We start from the raw sequence: 22839 nt of genomic DNA, 5'->3' as shown, positions 1-22839 counted from the left end.
AGAACAGAAATCATACAGTATTAGTGTACCGATATTTTAAGGAGGAATGCACAATGGGATGCCAAAAGCATCACGATGATTTTGACAACGAAAACCGGCGTCACCTTTCCGAAAGTTGCGTTTGTGAGGTTGTACGCGCAATTCGCGATATTCAAGATGCAAAAGAAGACGATGACTGCCGTGACTGCAAAGACTGCTTTGCTGAGCCGCTTGGAGACTTAGACGGGCCGCGCCGCCGCAATGCAGATACACGTGTGTTCACACTTACAACGAAGAAAGGAAAACCGTTTTTTGCTTTCTTTAATCCTCAAGAAGCTGATGATGATGATCATTGCAAAACAGGATGTGTATCCATCTATTTTCGCGTTGAAGATGTATTTGACAGCTGTTGTGCCCGCCTTCGTGTATTACTGCCGCTTGACCATTGCTTTGAACCCGTTAACCTTGCGGACGATGGCGACATCAGCCTCAAAAAAGTATGCAAAGTAGAAAACTTTAAAAAGACCCGCAGCTGCGTTACTGTTGATTTAAATGAATTCCTTGCGGTTCAGTGTATCAAAGACGTCGACTTAAATGTATGTCGTTAATTTTAACCCGCCTCGAGGCGGGTTTTTTTCATGTACCGGCAATTCGAATATACACAATTTCTGCAATGGGAACACGAACCGTTTCTTTCCCCTCTTCCTCGAGCACCCAAACATTATCCCTATCAAAGCGTTCAATAACTCCACGTACAGATCCACTTTTCCATTCAAACTGACATGGCACTGGAATTCTTCGTTGCGCCAGGTAAATGACTTTTTCCTCCACATTCATTTCCTTAAACGGCCGTAATCTACCTGATTCTACTGGCTTCTCTTTTGCCTCAGGTTTATTCGATATTTCTTTTGTTGCGGCTATTATTTCTGGTGTTTCAGTTATTTCTGGTGTTTCAGGCACTTCACCGGCTTTTACAATTTCCTGCATCACTGGCTGCACATGCTCAAGCGCTGGCTGTCCGATGTATAAGAGCGGCCCCTTTTCTTTTTTCATGCCTTTAGCACCTCCGCTTTTTGTCCATTATATGCAAAAAAATTGGCCGTTATGGACAGTTTTGCAAAAAATAATCCTCTGTCATATGAAAATTTCTTAACATCACTTTACTAGCTGCTAAATATTTATTGGCTTCACACCTAGGATATTTAAATAAAATGTTATAATATACTATTAAATAACAAAAGCAGGTATAGGAAAGATTGATATTAAACTGTACCTATTTCAATGGAGGCTGAAATGGAAGATATACTTAAATTAAAAGGAAAAAATATCGTAGTTATGGGTGTCGCCAATGAACGGAGCTTAGCATGGGGTGTAGCAGAAGCCCTTTATAAAGCAGGAGCAAATGTAATTTATACATACAGACTGGAACGATCTCTAGGGAAAATAACGAAACTGTTAGAGAAAAACAACTATCCATCCGATTATATTTTCCATTGTGATGTAAATAATGATGAGAGTATTCGCCAATCATTTAAAGATATAGGTGAAAAAGTAGGTGTTATTCACGGATTGGTTCATTCAATTGCCTATGCTCATGCAGAAGACTTAAAGGGTGACTTTGTAGAAACCTCTAGGGATGGATATGCATTTGCCCAAGATACTAGTGCCTATTCATTAATTGCTGTAGCAAGAGAAGCTCGTCAATATATGACAGAAGGAGCATCCATTGTTACTATGACTTATCTTGGGGCAGAACGTGTGGTAGAGGGGTATAACCTAATGGGTGTGGCAAAAGCTTCCCTTGAAGCCAGTGTGAAATACTTGGCACTCGATTTAGGTAAAGACAATATTAGAGTCAATGCTGTTTCAGCAGGAGCCATTCGAACACTCGCAGCCAAGGGGATTCCGGCTTTTAATACCATTCTTCATCAAATTGAAGAAAAGTCACCTTTAAAGAGAAATGTGACCCAGGAAGAAGTGGGCGACATGACGCTCGTTATACTTAGCCACCTTTCACGAGGAGTCACTGGTGAAATTATTTATGTTGACTCTGGTTACAATATATTGGGATAGTCTATTGACCAATAAAGCCCGACGTTTATTTACAAAAAAAGCTATGTTAAACATAATGGTTGATCAAATGATCTATAACGGGCCCTGTGAAAAAAGACCGAAAATGGTCTTTTTTCTTTTTAAAACAGGCTTCAGTTGCTGGAGCAATATGATATTAAAAAAAGCCGCTTATGACGATAATAACTAGCGGTGACAACTCACCTAAACAACTTTCTTTTGTGCACAATATTATATTTACATTTCCGTCTGCTTTCTATTTCTTTCATACATGTATATTTTCCAAGGAGGCGTTTTAATGAAACTAGATATTATTGGCGACATACACGGCTGTTTAGATGAATTTCGTGCCTTAACCGTAAAACTTGGCTACTCGTGGGATGCCGGTATTCCTGTTCATCCCGATGGCCGGACGCTCGCTTTTGTTGGTGATCTGACAGATCGCGGTCCTGCTTCTGTTCACGTTCTTGATATCATATGCCGTCTATTTGACGAACAGTCCGCTTTATACACGCCTGGTAATCATTGCAATAAGCTATATCGTTACTTTCTCGGCAATAACGTTCAGAAAACGCACGGCTTGGAAACGACTGCCGCTGAACTCGATTCGCTCTCAACCCGCGAGTATAAAAAGATTCGCCGTCGCTTTTTAACCATGTATGAACAGTCGCCGCTTTATCAAGAAGTAGACAGCGGGACGCTCGTTATTGCACATGCGGGCATACGTGCTGACTATATCGGCCGCCATGATTCACGTGTAAAAACGTTCGTTCTATACGGTGACATTACCGGTGAGAAACGGGCAGATGGTTCGCCTGTTCGGCGCGACTGGGCAAAAAACTATACGGGTAATGCCTTCATCGTATATGGGCATACTCCTGTAAAAGAGCCACGCGCATTAAATAAGACAATCAACATTGATACTGGATGCGTCTTCGGCGGCAAGCTAACAGCCTTCCGCTGGCCTGAACGCGACATCGTATCGGTCCCTTCTAAACAACCGTTCAATCCGGAAAAATTCAGGGAGTTTGATTAAGCAAGAACACAAATAAAGGGGCTGTACACGACCGGCCCCTTTAGTTAGCTAAGCATTTTTTCATATCGTCCGGTATTGGCATAACAATCCGGACCTGTTCGCCTGTTAACGGATGCATAAACGATAAATACCCGCAATGCAGTGCTTGCCGCTTTATTTGCTGCAGATGGCCTCCATACAAATCATCGCCAGCAAGCGGATGGCCAATATGGGCCATATGTACACGTATTTGATGCGTTCGGCCTGTTTCCGGTTTTACTTGAATGTGCGCAAAGTCAGCATGCTGCTTCAAGACACGATAGCCCGTTCGCGCCATTTGGCCATCCGGCCGCACGATGCGCTTAATAATGCTGTCATTGCACCTGCCGATAGGTGAATCAACGGTGCCTGTTTCTTCAGAGAATACCCCCTCAGCAAATGCTTCATACTGGCGATCTACACGCTTTTGTTTCTGCATCTCCGATAGTAAATGATGAGTATATCTGTTTTTTGCAGCCAAAACGATGCCCGATGTATCCCGGTCAAGCCGTGTAACAATATGAGCCGTCGCCGCGATCCCCCGTTCTTCGTATAATCCGAGTAATCCCGCGGCAAGCGAGCCGTCCGGATGTTCACGCGACGGAATTGTATTCATTCCTGCCGGCTTTCCAATTGCGAGCAGCACCTCATCTTCATACAACACCTGGAGCATTATTTGTTCTGCTTTCATACTGTCTGACGGCGCTTCTCTCGGAAAAACGACCCGTACGGCGTCGCCAGCTTTCAACATGTGTCTTACATTTACTTCCGCTCCGTTCACCAAGATAAACCCACCGGCAAATTTTATGTCCGTAAGTGCTCTTTTTGAAATCGATTTGTTCTGCAAAAAAGTTCGCAAAAGCATACCTTCTTCATCCACCGTCCAGTTTAATTCAAATGGTGTCATGTCAGCTGCTGACAAACGAATCATGCACCCTTTTCCAAAACGGAAAAGGACGGAAACGCGCAAATCGAATTTTTTCACTGGCAACCCGATATTGAATCGACTTGACATCTTTATGCAAAATCGTTAAATGGTCTATCGTCACCAAAAAGTCCAACCGGTTGACTGGTTTTAACATACATGTGTGGTGCGCCGGCAAAATAAGCGGTGATCCAACTGTTCGGAACACACGGTTATTAATGGAAGCCATTTCTGCAAGCTGTAGTGCGCGGATGGATGGATGCAAAATCGCACCACCAAGCGCTTTATTATATGCTGTACTTCCAGATGGAGTCGACACACATAATCCATCGCCGCGAAACCGTTCAAAATGCTCGCCCCGTATTTCAACATCCATAACAAGTGTCCCTTCTACACTTTTCACCGTTGACTCATTTAATGCCAAATATCGTGTTTCTTTGCCATCGTGCTGATAGCGGATAATGGCTTCTAAAAGCGGATACTCAATAATTTGATAGGGTGTCCGTGCAATCGCAATGACGAGCTTCTCAATTTCATTCGGCGTCCAGTCTGCATAAAAACCTAGATGGCCCGTATGAACTCCAACGAACGCCGTTTTATCCAACCGGCCGCTGTATCTGTGAAACGCGTATAACAGTGTTCCATCACCGCCAACTGAAATGACAATATCCGGCTCACTTTCATCGTATGCCAGTTTAAAATCAGTTAAATAATTACGGATTTTGTGCATTAATGCATTGGACTTCGCATCACCTTTTGACGTAATTGCAAACTTCATCTGCTTCACCCCTGCCGATTATTCTCATTCCTTTTTCTTTGTAAAAAATTTTTGCGCTTCTTGTATTTCTTCACGAATGAGCGACATCTCTTCATCAAGGCGAAATGCTGCTTCTGCCGCACGCTGTAAACGCATTTGAATCTCCGTCGGGAAGTCACCGTTATATTTATAATTTAGTGAATGCTCAATCGTTGCCCAAAAATTCATCGCCAGTGTCCGTATTTGAATTTCTGCCAAAATTTTCTTTTCTCCCTGAATCGTTTGAACAGGGTATTCAATGACCATATGATAGGATCGGTAGCCGCTCGGTTTTTTATGGGATATATAATCTTTTTCTTCGACAATTCTAAAATCATTTCGCTTCCGGATAATGCTAACAACCTTTTTAATATCGTCCACAAATTGGCACATCATGCGCAATCCCGCAATATCCTGCATATCACGGTGAAGGCGGTCCATCCGTATGCTTTTCTTATTCATTTTATCAAGAATGCTTGGGACCGGCTTTACTCGTCCTGTTACAAACTCGATCGGCGAACGATCTTCATTCATCGTAAATTGCTTCCTGATCCCCCGCAGTTTCACCTTCAACTCTTCTACAGCCTGCTTATACGGTGATAAAAATTCATCCCAATTTTCCATAGCATCCCCCATCAGTGCTGTTCGGCGAAAAAGACTCGTTCTACTTTCTCCACCATTTCCTCACCGTAATTGCCATTCCCTTCAATATTAGCAACGAGCTCTTCCATCTCTTCTTGAAAAGAGGCAAGTGTGAATGTCCCGTCCGTACCGACCGCCTCGAGGAGATGGTTGCCATCCATCGCTTTTTTTACATCCAGCCATGTGCTTTCATGCAAATATACATACACGTAGCCTGCCTCTGTTTCCGCCAAATACACAAAGGCGAAAGCGTCTGAATCTGTAATCACCTGGTTTTTGGCCTGCAAATGTGTAACTTCAACGTCTTCTTCTGATAATAGACGAAGCACCCCATTCACCCATTCTGTCTTCGTAAAATGCCATTTTGTTCTCATCTCTAATTCTCCTTTATAACATCCGTTCATTCAAAACATCGTAACCATTTTAACACATTTTGTTCTTTTAAACATTGTCTGAACAGGATACAATGGGAGAAAAGACTTTTCTGGAAAAAGAGGCAGATAAATGAACCAAGAAATTGAAATCGAATTTAAATGTTTGCTTTCAAAAGAACAATTTGATCAATTGGTTGAATCTTTTCATCCCGGCCCCTTTACCACGCAGCATAACCATTATTTTGACACGCCTGACTTTTCACTAAAAAAAGCCGGCGCTGCCTTGCGCATTCGCGAAAAAAAGGGACAGGCTGAAATGACTTTAAAGGAACCGGCTGAGGTCGGCCTGCTTGAATCAACGGTCGTTCTCTCAAAAGAGGACGTAACCGCTTCTCTATCCGGAACTATTCCGGATAACGATGTGATGGCTGCTGCCCGTAAACGCGCTGGCGCGAATGCCTTTGTTCATTTCGGCACTCTTTCCACAAAACGGGCTGAACTAGATTATAAAGACGGGCTGCTCGTTTTCGATCACAGCACATATGTAAACCAAGAAGATTATGAACTGGAGTATGAGGCAAAAGACCTTTCAGGGAAGCAGACTTTTCTTTCGCTTCTAAATTCATTCAATATCAAATATAAACCGGCTGAAAATAAAATTCGCCGTTTCTATCACGCACAATTTCAAAATGGAGGCCATTAACGTGGATACAAGTTTCTTTAATACGATGATTCGTTCAACGATGATGAATGCTGTACCAGCAACGAACACTTCTTCTCCTTTTGCGGCAGCAACAGATCAATCGATGGTCTTCGGATCCATTTTACAGCAGGCGCTTATGCAAGGACTTGAAATTGTAAATGCAAATGAAGCAAGACCCACTGCAACTGGGCCTGCTCTTTATACAAAAGCGGGCGCAGACATTTTATCTGCACCTACAACAGATTATGATGACATCATTACAAGAGCTGCAGAAACATATGGTGTGCCGAAAAAACTCATCCAATCTGTGATCCAGCAGGAATCCAATTTCAACTCGAACGCGGTTAGCTCTGCTGGTGCATCTGGCCTTATGCAGCTGATGCCAGCAACCGCACGCCATCTTGGTGTACAAAATTCATTTGATCCAGAACAAAATGTGTTTGGCGGTACCAAATATTTGCGTCAAATGCTCGACATGTTTGATGACAATATAACATTGGCACTAGCAGCTTATAATGCAGGGCCAGGCAACGTAAAAAAATATGGCGGCATTCCACCATTCAATGAAACACAAAATTATGTCAAAAAAGTAACCAGCTCCTACAATGCGTAGAGCTGGTTTTTTTTGTATCAAGCACTTCATTTGTTTTATAACAGAAGCCTTGTTAAAATGAATATACACTATAAGGTAAAAGGAGTTTATTTTATGGCCAAGCAATCCAATGTTCCATACGACATCATCGGCGAAGAACAGCTCTCAAAGCTAGTTGACGCATTTTACAGCCGCGTTTCGCAACATCCGGATCTTGTGCCGATTTTTCCCGATGACTTAACGGAGACAGCCCGGAAGCAGAAGCAATTTTTAACACAGTTTTTGGGTGGTCCTCCCCTTTATACTGAAGAACATGGGCATCCCATGCTGCGGGCACGCCATCTGCCATTTCCTATTACACCGGTACGTGCAGCAGCCTGGCTAACTTGTATGAATGAAGCAATGGATGAGGTGCAGTTACACGGAGAATTACGGACTTTCTTTTTTGAACGGCTTACACAAACGGCACACCATATGGTAAACCGGCCGAATGATAAGGATGATGTTCTGTGAATCCAATGCAATTACCTGATCGTATTTGCTCTAACCGGCAAAAACCGCTCGAGCTCTATGTATTTGTTGATCCGCTTTGTCCCGAATGCTGGGCTCTTGATCCGATGCTCCGGAAACTGCAGCTAGAATATGGACATTATTTCAAGCTGAAGCAGGTACTGACCGGGAAACTCACCTCTTTAAATGCAACAAGACAGCCTCTTGCTGTTGAACAAAGCGGGCTTGCTTGCAACGAATCACTATGGGTGGAGAACACCATTTCTTCCCCTTTTCTTGCATCGATTGCCATTAAAGCAGCGGAACTGCAAGGAAGACGGGCCGGAAGTAAGTTTTTACGCAAACTGCAGGAACAGTTTTTTTTAGACAGAGAGAATGTATCTGATTTAGCTGTATTGAGCCGCTGTGCAGAAGAAGCGGGACTTGATAAAGGTGAATTTTTAAACGATATTCATTCCGCTGGGGCAACGAACGCCTTTCAATGTGATTTGACTATTACGTGTGAAATGGATGTAGACGAAGCACCAACGATCGTGTTTTTCAATGAACGAATAGAGGATGAAGGCATTAAAATTGCTGGACTTTATTCATACGATATTTACGTCCAAATTTTGCAGGAAATACTGGAAGAAATACCTGAACCGCTTGATCCACCGCCGCTTGAAGAATTCATGCAATATTTCCGGATTGCAGCGACGACTGAAATTAGTGACGTGTACAACTTTTCAGAAGTTCATGCCTTACGTGAAATGAAAAAGCTGCAGTTACAGCAAAAAGTGCATAAAATCAATACAAAGCACGGCACTTTCTGGGAATATATACAATAAGAGAAGAGGCGTCGTTGCTGCTGACGTCTTATATCGTCGACAACTCCGCTTTTCAGCCGTTTAACTTGAAGCGAGGTTGTTTTTTTATTTTTTTAAAAAAGCGCAGACGCAGTCTTCTTTATGAAGACTGCGTCTGCGGACTAATTACGATTGAAATGTCGCTCATTATGACATGTAAATAACGGCTACTTTTCCGCTAAATCTTATTAGCAGTCACGTTTTCTATCATGTTTTTTGTCACATTTATCTTCTAATTTATCTACTTGGTCTTCCAGTTTATCCACTTTCTTTTCAAGTTTATCTACTTCGTCTTCCAGTTTATCCACTTTCTTTTCAAGTTTATCTACTTTCTTTTCAAGGTCATCCACTTTCTTTTCAAGTTTATCGACTTTGTCTTCCAATTTATCCACTTTCTTTTCAAGGTCATCTACTTTGTCTTCCAATTTATCTACTTTTGCATCAAGATGCTTCACTTTTCTTTTTAAACGATCAATCTGTTCTTGTTGGTCTTCTACCTTATCCTCCAACTTGTCTAATCGTTTCTCAAATTTGTTTTCGTCTCTGTCTCTGTCTCTGTCTTTGTCTCTGTCTTTGTCTCTACCTTGGTCTCTACCTTGGTCTCTGTCTCTACCTTGGTCTCTATCGTTATCGTCATTTCCGTGTCCTTTATGTCCTGGCATACTATACACCCATCCCTTCAATTTTTAATTTTAAATAAAAAGCATTTTTCTTCTGTTCTTATTGATTTGCTACCTTTTCCGCCAACCTGTCTAACCGCCTCTCAACGTTGTTAACATTGGCGTTTTTCCTTTGTTGAACATCTGCTTTTCGTGTGCCCTGGTAGCCGCTCCCTCCTCTCTTCAATACATTATGATAAAAAGAAAGAAGTGTTTGGACGTACTGATCAGTACAAGCACAATTTTTAAAAAAACCAAACGATAAACTATATTCCCTGCCAATAACATTTATTCACACACAGAATCAGGATTTTTTATTTTGATTAGAATAGGAATCGAAGAGGAGTATGGATTAAATTGTTTGATTGAGTAGTTGGTGGTTGCGGGCCAGTATCTCACTAATGTGAGCTCTTTACATCAACTAGAAAAAGCCCCGCCGAAGCGGAGCTTTTTCTTACGAACAAAGGGGATGGAAGAAATTTTTCACAGTCAAACAAAGGGGTATATGTTTATAAGTGATCAATTTCACATCCTTATCCTATCATGCTTGGCACATAAATTGCAAGGTGTGTCCCAGTCGTTCACTTGATTGTCATAATAATGGATTTGACAGTATTAAATTCCATATTAAGACAACAACTTTTCCATTTCTTCAAGTGATTGTTCAAACACCTGGCACGCGGATTCAATGGCGTCGGCTGCCGTCATATCAACACCCGCACGCTTTAACACGTCAATTGGATCAGCGGAACTGCCGGCCTTCAAAAATTCATAAATGTATCGCTCTGCGGCAGGTTCACCATCTTCTAAAATTTGTGAAGACAGCGCAATCGCTGCACTTAAGCCGGTCGCATATTGATATACATAATAATTATAATAAAAATGCGGAATGCGTGCCCATTCAAGCGCAATTTCCTCATCAATAATCATAGCATCGCCAAAATATTTTTTATTTAATTCATAATACGCGGCGCTTAATCCGTCCGCTGTCAACGCTTCTCCATTTTGCGCTTTTTCATGAACAAGATGTTCAAATTCAGCAAACATTGTCTGACGGAAAACCGTACCGCGAAACGTTTCCAAAAAATGATTCAACAAGTATATACGTTTCTTCTCATCTTCTGTCGTTTTCAGCAAATAGTCATTCAAAAGCGATTCATTGCATGTAGAGGCCACTTCTGCAACAAAAATCGAATAATCCCCATATACATACGGCTGATTCGCACGTGTGTAGTAACTGTGAATACTGTGACCGAATTCATGGGCTAGTGTAAACAAGTTATTTACGTTATCTTGCCAGTTCATTAAAACATATGGATTCGTGCCGTACGCACCTGATGAATATGCACCGCTGCGCTTCCCTTTATTTTCAACAACATCCACCCAGCGACTTTCAAGTCCTTGTGCGAGAATAGCGTTATACTCTTCTCCAAGTGGCTTTAATCCTTTTAATAAAAGGGCTTTTGCTTCATCATACGTTACATCAAACTTGCCTTCTGCGACGAGCGGCGTATACAAATCATACATATGCAGCTCATCTAGGCCGAGTACTTTTTTACGGAGCGCGATATACCGGTGCAAAAGCGGCAAATTTTTATTAATCGTGCTGACGAGATTGTCATATACCTCTTCAGGAATATGATTACGTGCTAATGCAGATGCACGCGCACTTCCGTAATGTCTTACCTGGGCGGAAAAATTATCTTTTTTGATTTGCCCTGATAACGTAGAAGCAAACGTGTTTTTGAATTTTCCGTATGTTGCATATACCGCTTTAAACGCTTCTTCTCGCACACGGCGGTCTGAAGACTCTAAAAAGCGAACATAATTGCCGTGCGTAATTTGCACGTTTTCACCATTTTCATCTTGAATAACCGGAAACTCAAGGTCTGCGTTATTCAGCATCCCAAACGTCGCACTGGATGAACCGAGCACATCAGACGCCTGTGCCAGCAAGTTCTCTTCCACCGCTGACAATACGTGCGGGCGCTGCTTATTCAAATCATCAAGCACTTTTTTATAAAGTAAAAGCGGCTCATAGGAGGCTACAAAACCATTAATTTTTTCCTCATCAATGGCCAAAATTTCCGGATCCGCAAATGACAATACACCAGCAATTTGAGTATAAAGCATCTTCGCTCGGTCATTCATTCCTTGATAATGTCCATTTTGTGTATCTTCATCGTAACGCATATGCGCATATGTATACAGCCTGCCCATGCGCTCTAAAAGCGTATCCTGCCATGCAAAAAATGAATACAGCTGTTCTGCACTATTGCCAAGTGTACCATTATAAGAGACAGCGGCACCAGCAAACTCCCCGATCGCTTTAAATTCTTCTTCCCATGCTGCATCCGTTTCAAATATATCTTCTAGACGCCACTTTAATTCTTCTGCAATCTCACTGCGTGCCGGAAGCTGTTTTACTTGATTATCTGCCACTTTAAAAAACCTCCCTTTTATTTATAAACCATTCTCCTTTTTTATTGTATATTCCTTTTTCTTATTCCTCAAAAAATCAGCCTGTCTATAATTCGCTTTTCATACGCGGCATAAAATTCTTCTCTCTGTCTTTTGCTGTTTTTTGTCTGATTGTCCTTCGCTCTTGCTGTATCGATTTCGCTGAGCAGCGCTACATAGTCTTCCGCCGCTTGTTCTGGTGTCATCATCGGAGCGAGCGGCATAATCATTTCTCTTACATGTCCCATCTGAATACGTCTGCGAATAATATTTGCTGCTTCCTGCGCCGATCCGCTTGTACGGTCATGGACAATGTAAAACTGCCACTCGACTGCGTGATTGCGGATTGCCATGCTGCTTCGTACGGGCAGACCGATTTCTTCCGGTAATAAATATGGATTTCGACCCGATTCATAAACAGTCCGAAAAAATGGGTGATTTCGTGCATTGCTATAATAAAGCGATCGGTCAATCCATTTTCGCTTTTCATCCAAAAAGGGCGCCAACCGATATGTAAATTCAGTTAATATGGCAGCAGACGGCGGAAACGGCATGTCCTCTATTTTCACATCAAGGCGCACCGCTAGACAAAGCGATATGGTGACCGGTACAATTCGTCCGTAAATGGTAAACAATTTTAAATCAGGACAATACGCAATAAAATAAAAACCAAGCTGTGAATGATAACGCAAAAAAAGTCGTTGAAAAGGGGTTAATTTTACATATTGCCCTTTTCGTTCAAGTGATGGGCCGCCATATATCCAGAATGGGGTTAAACCGCCCATCCTATATTTCTCCGTCCGTTCCCGAAATAACGATACGGAAATAGTTGAACATTGGTATTCAACCGCAATTGTTCCTGATAATATATCAGGACGCTGTGATCCATCGGGCAGACGCGCTTCCATTACAGCATCGTGTGTTCTTGTTATCCAGTTAAATAAATCGATTTTGGCAGTAAGATGACGTGGGGATTCATGTTCTGAAAAAGAGTCACAGGAAGAATATATTTCGTGAGCAAAGTGCGGAATGTTGACATCTCCCGCTTTAATGACGACCGGGCGGCCGCACTGCGGGCAAAAATGAGGTGCTTTTTTCAAACTTAATGCCGTCTGTTTTACATGAGGCCCGGCAAGTACAATGGAATTCCCATTTATATCGACTGCCGCCAGCATACAACCAGCTCCTTTCATACTCTGTACCATTCGACCCGTAAGCAGAAAACTCCTTTTCATAAAACGATACTTTATATATAAGAAATAGCCACTCGTTCTTTTTTATAAAGCTCAGCAAAAAAAGCCTCCTGATTAGAAGGCTTTCCATTAAGAAAAATATCGGCGTACTGTTTCAAATACATTTTCATTTATCACACACTTCCCATATTCTTGCAGTGTATGAATAGTCATACGGGATTCATGTGTATACTCAAGCAAAATGCTAAGTGCATCGTCAATTGCTTTTTCTTCAAACCGCTCTTCTTCAAATTCCACAAATAAATAATAGCGGTTTTCATACGCGTAAAGAGATGTAACCAAATGATCGAGCCCGCCACGGTTGCTAAGCGTAATGACATCTTCAAAATCTTGGAACGAAAGAACAAAATCAAGTGGTTGTTCATCTTCTTCCGCCCGGTCAAAATGCTCTTCAAGCAAGTCTTCAATCTGTCCTTCTACATCTAATTTATCACTGATGAATGGGAGCTCGAGCTTCTGCCCATCTTTCGTCAAGTTTGCTTGTGTAACTAAAATCTCAAGTCCTTTATCCAGTGCATGCACTTGAATCCAAAGGGGACCGTCCACTGTGAAATCTTCTTCATCATGGACTTCCTCCATCATATCCCAGAACAGTTCTTCGCTGCGCTCCCGGTTGTACCAGATTTCTTCGCGATCAAAGCCCCGTTCTTCTATATCAACATACGATATGAAAAACTTCACCGTATTCTCATTAATGCGTTCGATTTCCATAATTGCGGTCTCTCCCTTCCATTTAGAGGGTTGTCGGGAGTGCGGAAACAAAACTCCTCATCCCTTTGTTCTATTGTATGATAAACGGGCCATAAATGAAAATAGAAAGACTCCAAAATCGGAGGGCTGTCTGCATATTTTATCTGAATTTTTTGATTTATTCAAGTGAATTACATAAAAAAAACCCTGTAATATATACAGGAATTTTTTCTACGTTAATTAACCATACGCCGTGCTTCAAGCAACTGGAACGTGCGAACTTTTCGCGGTAAGAAGCGGCGAATTTCATCTTCATTGTAACCGACTTGCAAACGCTTTGCATCCATAATAATTGGACGGCGAAGCAAACCCGGGTTTTGGCGAATCAATTCAAACAAATCTTGAAGAGGAAGTGTTTCAAGATCAACGTCCAATTTTTGAAAAATCTTTGAACGAGTTGAAATGATTTCATCCGTTCCATCCTCCGTCATACGCAAAATCTCTTTAATTTCATTAATGCTTAGCGGTTCAGAGAAAATATTGCGTTCCACGTAAGGTATTTCGTGTTCTTCTAGCCATGCTTTTGCTTTACGGCAAGATGTGCAGCTTGGTGATGTGTATAGTGTAACCATTCCTCATTCACACTCCTTAATTAAAATGTATAATACCTGTCCATTTGAGGAATTGAACGTTCATGGAGATTTCAATTAGTGAGTGAAACTCCTCAACAACCGGCTACATATGTATTATACCATGAAATGACATTTACTGAATATGATTTTCATTATATCGTAAAAATTATTTGATTTACTCTACACAATAGATTATACCCGAGAAATGTGTCCACTAAACGTCAAAAACAATTTAATTAAGTGTAAATGGTTTTAAAATATCTTTATTCCGTTCTTCTTCGTAAGAAAGTGCCCGTTCAGCGGATTCAAATGGCTCGCCATATATTTCCGCATCTTTATATTTATGAATATCGCGATAGGTCTTCACCATTGCATCATATATGGCTTCTTCATCTGCCTCAGTTGGGCTCCAATATAAAATGTCTAAGATCGTTTCCTGTCCTGTTGCCAGCGATCGCCGGCGATAGCCAATTTTTGATGCGTGCTGAAAGCCCTCTCTCGCATAAAAACGGAGCCTTTTCTCCGTATCAGTGTCTTCATATTGGACAGGTTCTACTTCGAGGATAACCGGCTTGTTTTTCGACTTTAATTTATGAATTAACTGTTTACCGAGTCCTTGTCCGCGCGCATTCCGCGAAACAAACAAATAGTCGACGAAAACAAACCCGTTAAACTCCACGTAAATCAGTACATGATTAGGCCCTTCATCTTTATGATAAACATCGCTGCGCTCTTTCAACAGCATATCCATCTGCTCTTTTGATTTCATTTCTTCAATTGGAAAATATTGATTCAGCTTTTCATACCAGTTCATGCATTTCTCCTTTGTTAAACAATATTTTTAAAACATGTTCCATAGCAGTATATCCATATTTCTATTTTCATTACAACGGGATCGCTCCTTGAATATTCAGTCTGTTTTGTTTATAATCATACTCATACTAAGATGAAACGAAGTGAAAATTGACTTATGATGAAAACGATTTTTTCCGGCATTCAGCCAAGTGGGATGATCACACTCGGAAACTATATTGGTGCCTTAAAACAATTTGTAGAACTGCAGGAAGATTATAATTGTTATTTTTGCATCGTCGATGAGCATGCAATTACAGTGCAGCAAGACCCTCACGAACTGCGTAAAAACATCCGAAGTTTAGCTGCTCTTTATGTCGCAGTTGGGCTTGATCCAGCAAAGGCGGCATTGTTCATTCAATCTGAAGTGCCGGCACACGCGCAGGCAGGATGGATGCTGCAATGTGTTGCCTATATTGGTGAGCTTGAGCGGATGACACAGTTTAAAGACAAATCAACAGGCAAAGAAGCGGTCTCAGCAGGCCTTCTTACTTATCCGCCATTAATGGCTGCTGATATTTTGCTCTATGGTACCGATATTGTGCCGGTTGGAGAAGATCAAAAACAACACTTAGAGTTAACGCGTGATTTAGCAGAACGCTTTAACAAGAAATACAATGATATTTTCACCATTCCAGAAGTGCGTATCCCGAAAGAAGGCGCGCGCATTATGTCTTTACAGGAACCATCAAAAAAAATGAGCAAGTCGGACCCAAATCTAAAAGCATTTATTACCCTTCTCGATGATCCAAAACAAATTGAGAAAAAAGTAAAAAGTGCGGTCACAGATTCAGATGGCATCGTGAAATACGATAGAGAAAACAAGCCGGGCGTTTCCAACTTGCTATCCATTTATGCCGCTCTTGAAGGTGTACCGATTGCAGACATCGAAAAACGGTTTGATGGAAAAGGTTATGGTGATTTCAAACAAGAAGTAGCTGATGTTATTATCCGGAATCTTGCGCCCATTCAATCCCGCTATTACGAGTTGGTTAACTCAGATGAACTGGACCGTATTCTTGATGATGGTGCAGAGAAAGCAAGCCGTGCAGCAAACAAAATGCTTCAAAAAATGGAAAACGCAATGGGCCTCGGCCGTAAACGAAAATAAAGAAGAACCCCCGCCAAATTGATTGGCGAGGGTTCTTTCACGTAGCTACACCCATCTCGTGCTCATACATTTTCTCAAAAAATGGGCGTCCTTTAATAATTTGTCCGCATATTTGTTCATGTTGTGGACTCCATCCAATTTTCACCGCTTCACTAAATGTACTCATAGCTATATTCCAATCCATTTCGCGAATTTCCTCATAACGATCCGGCATCCATTCCGTCAACCAATACTTTAATTCCGGCTCATTCTCTGATTCAATGAGCTGATCCACTGCCAGTAACAGCAACTGCTTCAACTGCCGTTCTTTCCGCGTCAGTCCAATCATCCATTCAGGTGCTGGCTCAACCAAACTGTATGCTTTCTCATTCATTTCTGGAAAATAAAATGGTTCTGGTGCGTGACAATCCGCCATCTCTCGAACAATTAATTCATGCTGTGGCATAAGCCGGCTTTTTTTCACAGGCACCCGGTATCCCATCGTCTCAATCGCCATCATCCGCTCTCCATCTGAAGCAATAAAACAGTATTCCAACATTTCCACTTTACTGCCCTTTCGGATAAACGCTTTACTTTCAATTTTTTTCAATAGATCATCCGGTAGTTCACCTAATGAATTCTCGATATAATCCATGGCTGATTTTCTCACAATCAAAACAGGGACTTGATCCAACATCACCATGCCGTCATCTTTACGCCACTCATGAAACAAACATACATTGCAGCCGTTCTCTTCTCCTTCAAACCAGTTGACCCATACATCATGAAGGTATAACATCAAATTCCTCCTTGAACTCCTTATTATGGGTTCATTATCGTCACGTTTCCGTTAATTTATTCCTTCAAACCCAAAATAATGAGTACCCAGCCAAGGAAAAATAAATAACATTCGGGTCTACTGATTGTGAAAGTTAAATAATCGCTCCATGTCATGCCTGCTGCAAGCAAATTAAAATACATAATAAAACTAACACCGCCGGCAACAGCAAAGCCGAATCCTGTTAAGAAGGTCATGAATCTCATCTGATCACATCCTCGCTGCTTGTCCTACATCTATATGCAGCAGCGAAACAAAAAAAACAGGCCGCAGCCTGTTTTAAAATTAATCGTTATATTCGGTTAACACGATCGTCGCATTGTGGCCGCCAAATCCAAGTGAATTGCTCAGCGCAGAACGCACTTCTTGCTTTCGTGCTTCATTCGGTACGTAATCAAGATCACATTCTGGATCGGGGTTGGCTAAATTAATCGTCGGCGGTATATGATTATTTTTAATAGTGAGCGCGGTAAAAATCGCTTCTACTCCACCTGCGGCACCGAGCATATGCCCTGTCATTGATTTGGTAGAGCTGATCGAAAGTTTTCGTGCATGATCACCGAAAACCGATTTAATGGCAGCCGTTTCGAACTTATCATTGTATGGCGTGCTTGTACCGTGTGCATTAATGTAATCAATGTCTTCTGGTGCAAACCCTGCATCATCAATAGCCATTTGCATAGCACGTGCTCCACCTTCACCCTCCGGTGCCGGTGCTGTAATATGATAAGCATCACCCGTCGAACCATATCCGACGATTTCCGCATAAATGGCCGCACCGCGTTTTTTAGCATGCTCCAATTCTTCAAGAACGACAATACCTGCCCCTTCGCCAATAACAAATCCATCGCGGTTTGCATCGAAAGGACGACTTGCCGTTGCCGGATCCGGATTGTTTGAGAGTGCCGTATTCGCACAAAAACCAGCTACTGACATTTCAGTAATCGGAGCTTCGGCACCACCTGAAATCATCGCATCTGCATCACCGCGTTGAATCACTTTAAACGCATCTCCAATGGAGTTTGTACCCGTTGCACATGCCGTTACAGTACAGGAGTTCACTCCTTTTGCACCCAAATAAATGGATACCTGTCCTGCTGCCATATCAGGAATGATCATCGGCACAAAAAACGGACTGACCCGGCGATAGCCGCGCTCTAAAAATATTCTGTATTGGTTTTCAAATGTTTCCATTCCCCCAATACCCGAACCGATCCAGACACCGATTCGTGGCGCATTTTCATCGTTAATATTAAGATTCGCATCCGCGACCGCCATTTTTGCTGCTGCAACGGCATATTGAGTGAAGCGATCCATTTTACGTGCTTCTTTTTTCTCCATAAATTGTTCGGGATCAAAATCTCTAATTTCCGCCGCTACTTTTGCAGGATAATTGTCTGCATTTAAACGGGTTAACGGCTTGACCCCGCTTTTTCCTGTTATAACACTGTCCCATGCTTCTTCTATCGTACTTCCAACCGGTGAGACAATGCCGAGACCGGTAATGACTACTCTTCGCTTTTCCACATTTTCCACCTCTTTTTGTAATCTGCTATTAGCGTCCCCATTTCATCGCAATGGCGCCCCACGTTAACCCTCCGCCAAAACCGACCATCACGATAACATCATCTTCTTTAATCTTCCCCTTCTCCAGTTCTTCTACAAACGTGATCGGAATCGATGCAGATGATGTATTGCCAAATTGATTGATCGTTACCGACATTTTTTCTAGCGGCAGTCCAAGACGTTCGCGGGATGATTCCATAATGCGAATGTTTGCCTGATGGGGCATTAAAAAGTCAACATCATCTTTTGTTAAACCCGCTTTCTCAAGCACATTAATCGCTGATTCACCCATTTGACGAACAGCAAATTTAAACACTTCACGCCCATTCATCTTGACATACTCATCCTGATATAAATGCTTGGCGCCCCGTCCATCTGCACCGAGTTCAAATGAAAGAATGCCCCGTCCATCTGCAACCGGCCCGAGAATGGCTGCTCCAGCGCCATCTCCGAATAAAACGGCTGTATTACGGTCTTCCCAATCAACCGATTTTGATAGTTTTTCTGCACCGATAACGAGAACATGTTTATACGTGCCTGTTTCCACAAACTGTTTTCCTGTAATAATAGCATACATAAATCCGGCGCACGCCGCACTTATATCCATTGCCGCTGCATTCACCGCACCAATTTCGTGTTGAATTAAACAGGATACAGAAGGAAAACGATGATCCGGTGTCACCGTTGCTGTAATAATAAGATCAATTTCTTCTGGATGAATCCCTGCGTTCTCAATTGCTTTTTGCGCTGCTTTCATCGCCATGTAAGACGTGTCGATATCATCTCCAGCAATACGGCGTTCTTCAATACCTGTACGCGTGCGAATCCACTCATCTGACGTATCCATCTTTTTTTCCAGATCGGCATTCGTTACCACGTTTTCTGGAATGTATCTGCCCATTCCCCATATTCCAGCGTTCATCAACACGCACCCTCTTTCACATACATTTGTAATATCAATTATTAAGACTTGGTCCTAATTTTACTGAAAACGAATCGTGATTGCAACTAAAAAATAAAAGCGGGCTCCTGTTACTAGGAACCCGCTTTCTTGTATTAATGTTTCTCAATAGGATCGTTTGGAATTAGTGTTGTCAAAATAAACAACAAAATCGTGGCAACAATGGCGATCAAAACGCCTGTTTCAACGTGAAACGGAACACCGTTCATTGATGACACAACGTATACAACCATTTCAGACAAGACAAGTGTCCAAACAAATGTCATAATATATTGCATGTGTAAACCTCCTTCATCTTACATTTATGTACTCTGTTCATAATCTTAGCATATTACGGGATCAGCAGCATGAAAAAGTTTTTCTTTTTCTTGACGATTTTTGCAGTAAAATAAAAAGAAAAGAAACTAGGCAATTGCCTGGGTAAAAGGGAGATCATACGATGAATAACAAACAGATGGAATTTATGCAAATTGCCATGAACTATTTACCAGATGCACAGGAAAAAATGAAGGAAGCCGGTATTGAGTTTTCTCCTGCAATGGCAGAACCCTTTTTTGGCTTATTTATGGGTGTCATGCAAGAAGCATATGAGCTCGGCAAAAAAGACGCCCTAACGGAAAAATAAGAAAAAGTGGTGCCGTCCATCCTACGGCACCACTTTTTATATCGTTGAATGTTGTTTCTGCTCAATTGTCTCCCTTTTGCAACCACTTACTTCCTAACTACGAGTTCACCTTCTTTTGCATCGACAATTGCTGTTGTACCTGGCAAAATTTCTCCTGCAATAATCGCACGGGCTACTTTTGTTTCAATTTGCCGTTGAATGAATCGTTTCAACGGGCGGGCACCAAAGACGGGATCGTATCCTTCTTCTACAATGATGTCTTTTGCCTCATCTGTAATAGAGAGAGTAATGCCCCGATCTGCTAAACGATCATCCAAACTAGCTAAAATTTTACTTGCAATGCCTTTTAAATTATTGCGTGTAAGCGGCTTGAATAGGACGATATCATCAACCCGGTTCAAAAACTCCGGCCGGAAATGAGCACGCAGCTGCATCATCACATTATTTTTTGCTTCTTCTGGGATTTCTCCTTCGCCTCCCATTTCAAGCAAATAAGAAGAGCCGATATTAGATGTCATAATAAACACGGTATTTTTACAGTCAACCATGCGCCCTTGGGAATCGGTAATCCGGCCATCATCAAGTATTTGCAATAGAATATTAAACACATCCGGATGTGCTTTCTCCACTTCATCCAGCAGTACAACAGAATATGGACGGCGGCGAACGGCTTCTGTCAGCTGACCGCCTTCTTCATATCCAACATACCCTGGAGGTGCTCCAACAAGCCTTGATACAGAATGTTTCTCCATATATTCGGACATATCAAGACGAATCATCTGCTCTTCGCTGTCAAATAACACATCGGCAAGTGTCTTCGCCAGCTCCGTTTTCCCAACACCGGTTGGCCCGAGAAATAAGAAAGAACCAATTGGACGATTCGGGTCTTTAATGCCAGCTCGTGCCCGCAATACCGCATCACTGACAAGTGATACAGCTTCATCCTGCCCGATTACCCGCTCATGTAAAATTTCTTCAAGACGCAACAATTTTTCCCGCTCGCCTTCTACCAGTTTCGTCACTGGAATACCTGTCCAGCGCGCTACAATTGAGGCAATTTCTTCCTCTGTCACTTCTTCACGAAGAAGTCGGTTCTCTTTTTCATCTGCAGCGTCCGCTTCCAGTCCAGCTAATTCTTTCTCGACAGCAGGAATTTGTCCGTGACGGAGCTCAGCTGCTCGATTTAAATCATAACGGCTTTCCGCGTCTTCCAGCTCACGGCGGAGACGGTCGAGTTCGCCCCGTTTCTCTTTCACGTGCATAATCGCTTCTTTCTCATCCATCCATTGGGCTTTCATTGAAGCCGCCTGTTCCTTTAATTTGGATAACTCTTTTTGAATGTGAACAAGACGCGCCGCACTTTCCGCATCTTTTTCCTTTCGCAGTGCCGCTTCTTCAATTTCAAGCTGCATAACACGTCTCATCACGGCATCAAGTTCCGTCGGCATCGAATCAATTTCTGTTCGGATCATCGCGCACGCTTCATCCATTAAGTCAATGGCTTTGTCCGGTAAAAAACGATCTGTAATGTAGCGATTGGATAATGTTGCAGCCGCCACAAGTGCCCGGTCATGAATATTGACTCCATGATGAATTTCAAACCGTTCTTTCAAGCCGCGCAATATCGAAATGGTATCTTCAATTGTCGGTTCTGACACGAGTACAGGCTGAAAACGCCGCTCCAATGCCGCATCTTTTTCAATATATTGACGATGTTCATCCAGTGTCGTTGCACCAATACAATGAAGCTCTCCTCGTGCCAGCATCGGCTTGAGCATATTGCCGGCATCCATCGATCCTTCTGTTTTACCCGCACCGACAATTGTATGAATTTCATCAATAAACAATAAAATATTACCGTCGCTTTTCTTTACTTCATTTAACACAGCTTGCAGCCGTTCTTCAAACTCCCCACGAAACTTCGCACCTGCGATAAGTGAACTCATATCAAGCGAAAAAATTGTTTTATCTTTTAACCCATCCGGGACATCTTTACGGACAATCCGCCAGGCTAGACCTTCTACAATAGCGGTCTTTCCTGTCCCCGGCTCTCCAATTAATACTGGATTGTTTTTCGTTTTCCGCGACAAAATCCGAATCACATGCCGAATTTCATCATCACGGCCAATGACTGGATCAATTTTCCCCGCGCGCACTTCCTCAACTAAATCACGGCCATACTTTGCTAATGCCTCATAGCCTGCCTCTGGATTTTGTGTTGTCACTTTTTCATTCCCCCTAATCTCTTGAATGACATTTAAAATGGCCTTCTCCGTCACATTTTCTTTTTTTAAAACATCTACAATTACTTTGCCTGCTGAAAAAATCGATGCAGCCATATGTTCAACGGATAAATACACATCCTGAAACTCTTTTTGAACGTTTACCGCTTTTTGAAACCATCCGTTCAATCCACTGGACAAATAAGCACCGTACTGTGCATCTCCAGAAACAACCGGTTTTGTTTGAATCGCTTGCTGCAGGACACGGAGCAATACCGCTTTTTTCAATCCTGCACGCTCGAGAATTCGGGTAAACAATCCGGCTTCTTTTGAGGCAAGTGCCAACATCATGTGTACGGTGTCCACGTCAGAATGATTTCGTTCAACGGCGCTTTGCTGGGCTGCAGCCAATGCTTCTTGCATCGTATACGTCATATTGTCCATATTCATCCCAAAACCCCCTTGACCTTTTTTGACCTTTCATTTATTTTAATTCATTCG

At 42.2% G+C, this 22839-nt stretch carries 27 protein-coding genes; 10 read left to right on the top strand and 17 right to left on the bottom strand.

Features of this window, described 5'->3' with window-relative positions; genetic code table 11:
• Positions 1-53 precede the first annotated feature (53 nt).
• Positions 54-587, top strand: a complete 534-nt coding sequence (locus tag ACZYRN_RS16975; protein WP_488912804.1) for a CotY/CotZ family spore coat protein — start codon at positions 54-56, stop codon at positions 585-587.
• Between the two features lie 28 nt (positions 588-615).
• Here the strand turns inward: ACZYRN_RS16975 and ACZYRN_RS16970 are convergent, their stop codons facing one another.
• Positions 616-1032 (bottom strand): CotO family spore coat protein, encoded by a 417-nt coding sequence (locus tag ACZYRN_RS16970; RefSeq protein ID WP_488912803.1) that lies wholly within the window; start codon positions 1030-1032, stop codon positions 616-618.
• A 240-nt stretch (positions 1033-1272) separates the two neighbouring features.
• Between ACZYRN_RS16970 and fabI the strand changes: the two genes are divergently transcribed.
• Positions 1273-2052 (top strand): enoyl-ACP reductase FabI, encoded by a 780-nt coding sequence (gene fabI / locus ACZYRN_RS16965; RefSeq protein ID WP_488912802.1) that lies wholly within the window; start codon positions 1273-1275, stop codon positions 2050-2052.
• A gap of 295 nt (positions 2053-2347) precedes the next feature.
• Positions 2348-3085 (top strand): bis(5'-nucleosyl)-tetraphosphatase PrpE, encoded by a 738-nt coding sequence (prpE, locus tag ACZYRN_RS16960; RefSeq protein WP_488912801.1) that lies wholly within the window; start codon positions 2348-2350, stop codon positions 3083-3085.
• Between the two features lie 40 nt (positions 3086-3125).
• Here the strand turns inward: prpE and ACZYRN_RS16955 are convergent, their stop codons facing one another.
• Genes ACZYRN_RS16955 through ACZYRN_RS16940 form a run of 4 tightly spaced genes read right to left on the bottom strand, consistent with a single transcriptional unit; the run spans position 3126 to position 5840 of the window.
• Complete coding sequence (locus ACZYRN_RS16955; RefSeq protein ID WP_488912800.1) at positions 3126-4034, bottom strand: RluA family pseudouridine synthase; 909 nt, start codon at positions 4032-4034, stop codon at positions 3126-3128.
• Positions 4012-4806, bottom strand: a complete 795-nt coding sequence (locus ACZYRN_RS16950) for an NAD kinase (protein ID WP_488912799.1) — start codon at positions 4804-4806, stop codon at positions 4012-4014. Before ACZYRN_RS16950 ends, ACZYRN_RS16955 begins: the two co-directional genes overlap by 23 nt.
• A gap of 24 nt (positions 4807-4830) precedes the next feature.
• Positions 4831-5448: a GTP diphosphokinase gene (gene yjbM / locus ACZYRN_RS16945; RefSeq protein ID WP_488912798.1), complete on the bottom strand. Its 618-nt coding sequence runs from the start codon at positions 5446-5448 to the stop codon at positions 4831-4833.
• A gap of 11 nt (positions 5449-5459) precedes the next feature.
• Positions 5460-5840: a UPF0738 family protein gene (locus ACZYRN_RS16940; protein WP_488912797.1), complete on the bottom strand. Its 381-nt coding sequence runs from the start codon at positions 5838-5840 to the stop codon at positions 5460-5462.
• Positions 5841-5970: 130 nt separating this feature from the next.
• Between ACZYRN_RS16940 and ACZYRN_RS16935 the strand changes: the two genes are divergently transcribed.
• The 5 genes from ACZYRN_RS16935 to ACZYRN_RS16915 all read left to right on the top strand — a co-directional run bounded on the left by ACZYRN_RS16935 (position 5971) and on the right by ACZYRN_RS16915 (position 8654).
• On the top strand, positions 5971-6543 hold the full coding sequence (locus tag ACZYRN_RS16935) for a CYTH domain-containing protein (protein ID WP_488912796.1): 573 nt from the start codon (positions 5971-5973) through the stop codon (positions 6541-6543).
• A gap of 1 nt (position 6544) precedes the next feature.
• Positions 6545-7156 carry a lytic transglycosylase domain-containing protein gene (locus ACZYRN_RS16930; protein WP_488912795.1) on the top strand — a complete coding sequence of 204 codons (612 nt, stop codon included), beginning with the start codon at positions 6545-6547 and terminating at the stop codon, positions 7154-7156.
• Between the two features lie 93 nt (positions 7157-7249).
• Positions 7250-7648 (top strand): globin domain-containing protein, encoded by a 399-nt coding sequence (locus tag ACZYRN_RS16925; RefSeq protein ID WP_488912794.1) that lies wholly within the window; start codon positions 7250-7252, stop codon positions 7646-7648.
• Between the two features lie 5 nt (positions 7649-7653).
• Positions 7654-8472 carry a ClpXP adapter SpxH family protein gene (locus ACZYRN_RS16920; protein WP_488912875.1) on the top strand — a complete coding sequence of 273 codons (819 nt, stop codon included), beginning with the start codon at positions 7654-7656 and terminating at the stop codon, positions 8470-8472.
• A gap of 14 nt (positions 8473-8486) precedes the next feature.
• Positions 8487-8654 carry a hypothetical protein gene (locus ACZYRN_RS16915; RefSeq protein WP_488912793.1) on the top strand — a complete coding sequence of 56 codons (168 nt, stop codon included), beginning with the start codon at positions 8487-8489 and terminating at the stop codon, positions 8652-8654.
• 24 nt (positions 8655-8678) lie between these two features.
• Here the strand turns inward: ACZYRN_RS16915 and ACZYRN_RS16910 are convergent, their stop codons facing one another.
• From ACZYRN_RS16910 to ACZYRN_RS16885, 6 genes are all read right to left on the bottom strand, one after another.
• On the bottom strand, positions 8679-9152 hold the full coding sequence (locus tag ACZYRN_RS16910; protein ID WP_488912792.1) for a coiled-coil domain-containing protein: 474 nt from the start codon (positions 9150-9152) through the stop codon (positions 8679-8681).
• A gap of 624 nt (positions 9153-9776) precedes the next feature.
• Positions 9777-11591 carry an oligoendopeptidase F gene (gene pepF / locus ACZYRN_RS16905; RefSeq protein WP_488912791.1) on the bottom strand — a complete coding sequence of 605 codons (1815 nt, stop codon included), beginning with the start codon at positions 11589-11591 and terminating at the stop codon, positions 9777-9779.
• Positions 11592-11659: 68 nt separating this feature from the next.
• Positions 11660-12784, bottom strand: coding sequence for a competence protein CoiA (locus ACZYRN_RS16900; RefSeq protein WP_488912790.1), 1125 nt, complete (start codon positions 12782-12784; stop codon positions 11660-11662).
• 147 nt (positions 12785-12931) lie between these two features.
• Positions 12932-13573 (bottom strand): adaptor protein MecA, encoded by a 642-nt coding sequence (gene mecA / locus ACZYRN_RS16895; RefSeq protein WP_488912789.1) that lies wholly within the window; start codon positions 13571-13573, stop codon positions 12932-12934.
• A gap of 215 nt (positions 13574-13788) precedes the next feature.
• Positions 13789-14184, bottom strand: coding sequence for a transcriptional regulator SpxA (gene spxA, locus ACZYRN_RS16890; RefSeq protein ID WP_018391780.1), 396 nt, complete (start codon positions 14182-14184; stop codon positions 13789-13791).
• Positions 14185-14416: 232 nt separating this feature from the next.
• On the bottom strand, positions 14417-14998 hold the full coding sequence (locus ACZYRN_RS16885) for a GNAT family N-acetyltransferase (protein WP_488912788.1): 582 nt from the start codon (positions 14996-14998) through the stop codon (positions 14417-14419).
• A 156-nt stretch (positions 14999-15154) separates the two neighbouring features.
• Between ACZYRN_RS16885 and trpS the strand changes: the two genes are divergently transcribed.
• A complete protein-coding gene (gene trpS / locus ACZYRN_RS16880; protein ID WP_488912787.1) occupies positions 15155-16147 on the top strand; it encodes a tryptophan--tRNA ligase in 993 nt (330 codons plus the stop codon).
• A 37-nt stretch (positions 16148-16184) separates the two neighbouring features.
• Here trpS and ACZYRN_RS16875 read toward each other — a convergent pair whose 3' ends face one another.
• The 5 genes from ACZYRN_RS16875 to ACZYRN_RS16855 form a co-directional block, all read right to left on the bottom strand.
• On the bottom strand, positions 16185-16925 hold the full coding sequence (locus ACZYRN_RS16875; protein WP_488912786.1) for a DUF3603 family protein: 741 nt from the start codon (positions 16923-16925) through the stop codon (positions 16185-16187).
• Between the two features lie 56 nt (positions 16926-16981).
• Entirely contained in the window at positions 16982-17170 is a 189-nt protein-coding gene (locus tag ACZYRN_RS16870) for a YuzI family membrane protein (protein ID WP_488912785.1), read from the bottom strand.
• Positions 17171-17249: 79 nt separating this feature from the next.
• Positions 17250-18491, bottom strand: a complete 1242-nt coding sequence (fabF, locus tag ACZYRN_RS16865) for a beta-ketoacyl-ACP synthase II (protein WP_488912784.1) — start codon at positions 18489-18491, stop codon at positions 17250-17252.
• A 28-nt stretch (positions 18492-18519) separates the two neighbouring features.
• Entirely contained in the window at positions 18520-19452 is a 933-nt protein-coding gene (locus ACZYRN_RS16860; RefSeq protein WP_488912783.1) for a beta-ketoacyl-ACP synthase III, read from the bottom strand.
• A 134-nt stretch (positions 19453-19586) separates the two neighbouring features.
• Positions 19587-19769: a YjzD family protein gene (locus ACZYRN_RS16855; protein ID WP_488912782.1), complete on the bottom strand. Its 183-nt coding sequence runs from the start codon at positions 19767-19769 to the stop codon at positions 19587-19589.
• A 161-nt stretch (positions 19770-19930) separates the two neighbouring features.
• Between ACZYRN_RS16855 and ACZYRN_RS16850 the strand changes: the two genes are divergently transcribed.
• The gene (locus tag ACZYRN_RS16850; protein ID WP_488912781.1) at positions 19931-20116 is read left to right on the top strand and encodes a ComZ family protein; all 186 of its coding nucleotides are present in this window, start codon (positions 19931-19933) and stop codon (positions 20114-20116) included.
• Between the two features lie 86 nt (positions 20117-20202).
• On the opposite strand, the gene clpB is transcribed toward ACZYRN_RS16850, so the two are convergent.
• The gene (clpB, locus tag ACZYRN_RS16845) at positions 20203-22788 is read right to left on the bottom strand and encodes an ATP-dependent chaperone ClpB (protein ID WP_488912780.1); all 2586 of its coding nucleotides are present in this window, start codon (positions 22786-22788) and stop codon (positions 20203-20205) included.
• Positions 22789-22839 lie beyond the last annotated feature (51 nt).

It is taken from the genome of Domibacillus sp. F004 (genome assembly GCF_057814295.1).
Note: the sequence above shows the minus strand (reverse complement) of the source record. Positions and strands in the feature narration are given on the sequence as shown.